The sequence below is a fragment of the Microbacterium sp. genome, from assembly GCF_031988965.1.
Classification (GTDB): domain Bacteria; phylum Actinomycetota; class Actinomycetes; order Actinomycetales; family Microbacteriaceae; genus Microbacterium.
The window spans coordinates 1-3,543 of the sequence record NZ_DALZXX010000183.1 but is presented as its reverse complement, the minus strand read 5'-3'; the positions used below and the strand labels follow the sequence as shown (position 1 = coordinate 3,543).

Genomic DNA, 3,543 nt, shown 5'->3' with positions numbered 1-3,543 from the left:
TGCTGCGCTCACGGTCGCGCGCGTATCGCATTCCGGATGCCGACGATGCGGCCGAGCTCAAGCTGCACTCGGACGCCGGACACCGCGCGATCCTGCGGGGCCTCGCCGCGGCCGATCCGGTCGCCGCGTCGGCTGCGGCATCCGCCCATGTCGCCCAGACCGAGTACTGGGTGCGGCGGTACTCGGGTGCCGAGTCGCCCGCGGCGGAACCGGTGCCCGGGCTGGACTGAGGTGGCTGCGGGGCGTCCCGATGCGGGGGTCGTCCCGATCTGCGGGCGCTGTCCCGATCTGCGGGCGCTGTCCCGATCTACGTGCCATTCCCGCCGATCCGTCCGCTGATCGGGACCAGGTCCGCGGATCGGGACAGGGTGCGCTGACCGCGGCCGGGACCGATTCGGTGCGTCGGATGCCGACGCGTCAGGCGACGGTGATGTCGACCTGCACTTCGGTCGCGATGCGTTCGAGGTCACGGCGCAGGGCGTCGAGGTCGACCGAGGACGGGACGCGAGCGATCACGGATGCCTCGAACAGGCGGCCGCCGGCCATCGCCGCGTCGCGGGTCTCGGTCGCGAGCTCCTCGATGCTGAGGTCATGGGCGCTGAGCACGCCGGACACCTCTCGGACGATGCCGGGGCGGTCGTTGCCGAGCACTTGGATCTCGAGCATCCTGTCGTCGGCATCCGGTTCGGCCGATGCCCCGGTGAGGACGGCGAGGGTCAGCAGGCCCTGGCCCTGCAGTTCGCGGAGTGCGGCCTGAAGCCCCTCCGAGTGCTCGGGGGTGACCGACACCTCGATGACTCCGGCAAAGGTTCCGGCGAGCTCGGCAAGCGAGCTGTTCTCCCAGTTGCCGCCATGGGCATCGACGACATCGGCGACGGCTGCGACGAGTCCGGGGCGATCAGCACCCGCGACAGTGAGGATGAGAGTAGTCATGCGGCCAGCGTAGCCGTTCACGATTCAGCACCATCGGTCGCATCCCGACCGAAATGGTCGGCCATGTGGCTGATCGACGGAGTCCGTGCTGAATCGCGCACCGGCGACCCGAGTCGACCCGGGTGCCCGACTCGAAGAAGCGGTCGAGGCGGGCACGAAGGTGATAGCTAGTGTGGACGGATGAATCCGCTGGACGCAGCTCCCCACGCGAGCGAACACTTCGTACACGCGTTGACCCTTCTGATGTCCGGGCCACTGATTCCCTCGTGTCGAGCCCAGGTCGCCCTCCGGCAGGGAGCCGACGCGCCAGTCGAACACTTCCTTCTCGACGCTTCGCCGAGGGATCTCGTCTACAAGCTCCACCGGACAGATGGAGAGCTGGTCGACGACTACGACGGCTATACACACACCCGCAGGAGTGAGACACCGGTGCAGGACGTTCCTCGCAATTCCTTCTCCGTCGAACACCCGGCTGCCCGTCTTGCGTTCCCACTCTCGCTGCTCGTCTGGGGCCGAAGCTTCGACGACTACCGATTCACTGGACAGGCAGTCAGAAGAGACGAACACATCGAGCTCGCGCTCGTACACACGAAAGACGACGGGGTGAAGGGGTCGCTCACGGTGAGCGACCCCTTCCGCATGGCGGTCAAGCTAGACACTCCGACACTGCTGATCGAATACACGGAGATCGCCGCCGCCCGCCGCGCACAGACTGTCGGGCTCGTCGTGGACGCACCAGCGTAGCCGTTCACGATTCAGCACCATCGGTCGCTCCCCTGGCGAAACGGGCGGCCAGGTGGCTGATCGACGGAGTCCGTGCTGAGTTGTGAACGAGCAGGCCAAGCGAACCGGCCGTCACTCGACCCAGTCGCCGGTCTCCAGGAAGTGGTCGAGCCGAGCGCGGTGCGGGGCGAGATCCCAGCCCTGCTCGGCGACCCAGTCGTCGTTGAAGTACGTGCCGGCGTAGCGGATGCCGCTGTCGCAGATGAGGGTGACGATGCTGCCGGTCTCGCCGGCGGCGCGCATGCGTGCGATCAGCTGGAACACGCCGTAGAGGTTGGTGCCGGTCGATCCTCCGGCCCAGTGCAGCGTGCGCTCGCGCAGCATCCGGATCGCGGCGATCGACCCGGCGTCGGGCACGCGGATCATCTCGTCGATCACGGTCGGCACGAACGATGCCTCGACACGAGGTCGGCCGATGCCCTCGATGCGGCTGGGGCGGCCGGCTGGCGGATCGACGGTTCCGGCCCATCCGTCGAAGAACGCCGAGCCCTCGGGGTCGACGACGGCGATCTGCGTCTCATGGCGGCGGTACTTCACGTAGCGGCCGAAGGTCGCGCTGGTGCCGCCGGTGCCTGCGCCCACGACGATCCACCGGGGGATCGGATGCCGCTCCTGTGACAGCTGGCTGAACACGCTCTCGGCGATGTTGTTGTTGCCGCGCCAGTCGGTCGCTCGCTCGGCGAACGTGAACTGGTCGAGATAGTGCCCGTGGCACTCCGACGCCAGGCGCTGCGCCTCGGGAGACATGTCCTCGGCACGGTCGACGAAGTGGCATCGGCCGCCGTAGAACTCGATGAGGTCGATCTTCTCCTGGCTCGTCGACCGCGGCACGACCGTGACGAACGGCAGTCCCAGCATCCGGGCGAAGTACGCCTCGGAGACGGCGGTCGACCCGCTCGACGACTCGACGAGCGTGGAGTGCTCGGTGATGCGACCGTTCACGAGCCCGTAGAGGATCAGCGAGCGCGCGAGGCGATGCTTGAGCGAGCCCGTGGGGTGCACGGACTCGTCTTTGAGGTACAGGTCGATGCCCCACTCGGGCGGCAGCGGGAAGAGGTGCAGGTGCGTGTCTGCGCTGCGGTTCGCGTCGGCTTCCAGCAGGGCGATCGCGGTGCTGGTCCAGTCGCTCATGCTTCGAGCGTAACGCTCCGCTACTTGGCGGTGTATCCGCCCTCGCCCGTCTCGCCGTCGTAGGTGAAGACCCTGTCTTCGAGGGTGATCTCGATGTCGTCGCCGAGCGGCTGCTGCGCGAGCAGCCGCTCTTCGAGCATGGTCATGCGCTGCTCGTACTCGTCGGCGGTCGCGGCGTCCACGCCCCAGATCGTCGCGACCTTCATATCCGTGAGGAAGTAGAGGAACGCGCTGACGGCGGTGCGATTGAACTCGGTGTCGGGGATGCTCTGCCACAGCTCGCCGGAATCGCGGAGCCGCTTGTACTCGTCGATCTTCTGCTCGAGCCGGTCGGCGATGGCCGCGCCGGCCTCGGGATCGGCCGGTGCGTCGGATGAGCCGTCGTCGGGCATGGCGCTCGGCTCGGACGGTTGCCCGCCCTCGGGGGCGACGGACGTCGGACTCGGCACCGCGATCGGCGTCGCCGGGGATGACCCCAGAATCAGGCTGACCGCCACGGCGACGCCGATCACCAGCAGCACGGCCATCGCGCCGACGATGCCGAGCACCACGGCCAGATTGCGGCCGCCGGATCGCGGGGGAGGGGGTGCGGAGGACGAGAGCGGATAGGAACCAGCGGCAGAGGGGGCGGGCTGAGCGTATCCGGGCTGCGAATATCCGGGCTGGGGGTATCCGGGCGGCGGATACGCGGGCTGG

3 protein-coding genes and 2 pseudogenes are annotated in these 3,543 nt (G+C 68.2%); 2 read left to right on the top strand and 3 right to left on the bottom strand.

Features of this window, described 5'->3' with window-relative positions; translation table 11 throughout:
- A pseudogene (locus RTM68_RS17005) lies at window positions 1-230 on the top strand (hypothetical protein); the annotation flags it as partial.
- Window positions 231-417: 187 nt separating this feature from the next.
- Here RTM68_RS17005 and RTM68_RS17000 read toward each other — a convergent pair.
- Complete coding sequence (locus RTM68_RS17000; protein ID WP_312173213.1) at window positions 418-933, bottom strand: ACT domain-containing protein; 516 nt, start codon at window positions 931-933, stop codon at window positions 418-420.
- Window positions 934-1,113: 180 nt separating this feature from the next.
- Here RTM68_RS17000 and RTM68_RS16995 point away from each other — a divergent pair, with 180 nt between their 5' ends.
- Entirely contained in the window at window positions 1,114-1,677 is a 564-nt protein-coding gene (locus RTM68_RS16995; protein ID WP_312173210.1) for a hypothetical protein, read from the top strand.
- A gap of 111 nt (window positions 1,678-1,788) precedes the next feature.
- On the opposite strand, the gene RTM68_RS16990 is transcribed toward RTM68_RS16995, so the two are convergent.
- The gene (locus RTM68_RS16990) at window positions 1,789-2,847 is read right to left on the bottom strand and encodes a PLP-dependent cysteine synthase family protein (protein ID WP_312173207.1); all 1,059 of its coding nucleotides are present in this window, start codon (window positions 2,845-2,847) and stop codon (window positions 1,789-1,791) included.
- A gap of 20 nt (window positions 2,848-2,867) precedes the next feature.
- A pseudogene (locus RTM68_RS16985) lies at window positions 2,868-3,543 on the bottom strand (hypothetical protein); the annotation flags it as partial.